Consider the following 1,120-nt stretch of genomic DNA (forward strand, 5'->3'; position numbering starts at 1 on the left):
ATCGTAATTCTTCCGAATACTTTGCCGAAATACTCCAACCAAATTCGGAACATATACCAAGATGCGTCGTTAATCGATTTTGCTAAAGAGTGATTCTTCACCATATTTTTGCTCCTCAAGTCTTCGTAGGCTACACAGTCGTTAGACTGGATGACGCATCTTGCTAACTTCACGGCAAAATCTTTACGCTGTCTACTTATCTTGAGGTGGCGTTTCCCTAGAATCGCTCTAGCTTTTTTTCTGTTTTGTGAACCCTTGACTCGCTTTGAGACTCGTCTTTGGGATTTTTTCAACCTGCGTTCTCCCTTGCGGAGGAAACGCGGGTTCTCAATTGCAACCCCATTTGAGTCTGTGTAGAACTCTTTAATTCCTACGTCTAACCCGATGGCGTTACCTGTGACTTCAGTCTTTTCAGAACGGTTAACTTTAATGCAAAACTGGACATAATATCCGTCTGCCCGTCTCACCAAACGTACTCGCTTAATTTGACTACGCTGATAGAAATGTAAGTCGCGTGTTCCTTTTAATTTGAGCTTCCCGATTCCTTGCTTGTCGGTAAAAGTGATGGATTTTCGGTCGTCTGCCAAGCGCCATCCCGTAGTCTTGTACTCGACGGATCGGTTGTCTTTCTGGAATTGCGGGAATCCTTTTTTTCCTGGGACTTTCTTTTTACAGTTGTCGTAGAATCGGGAGATCGCCGACCACGCTCTTTCTGAGCTAGATTGTCGAGCCATGCTATTCAAGTCATCGCAAAACGTCCATTCCTTAGCTAAAACAGCGCTATACTTGTTCAATGCGTATTTATCGACATTTTCGTTTTCCATCCAAAACCGCAATGCTTTGTTTCGGATGAACTGCACCGTTCTAATTGCTTCGTTTACAGCGTCAAATTGCTGCTTTTTACCGTATGCTTTGAACTCGAAAACTAACATGACTTCGACCCGATCACGATAGTCTTATGCTAGCAGCATTGGCTTAAACTTACTCTGATGGTTCACAAAGATTTACATAGCTTTACTCTACAGCGCAATCCTGAAATCTAAGAAAATAGACTGGGAGGCTAAAGCCTCCTTGCCCCTTTCATCCCCGGACTAAAGTCGCGGGGTTTTCAGGATATTAT

The 1,120-nt window shown here is 43.5% G+C and carries 1 protein-coding gene; it reads right to left on the bottom strand.

Annotated features, from left to right (window positions below):
- The coding region (locus tag QUB20_RS28525) for a transposase (protein ID WP_333291853.1) at nt 1-932 on the bottom strand (932 nt) is incomplete at its 3' end.
- Nucleotides 933-1,120 lie beyond the last annotated feature (188 nt).

The sequence above is a fragment of the Microcoleus sp. B4-C2 genome (assembly GCF_036705265.1).
In the GTDB taxonomy this organism is placed as follows: Bacteria; Cyanobacteriota; Cyanobacteriia; order Cyanobacteriales; family Microcoleaceae; genus Microcoleus.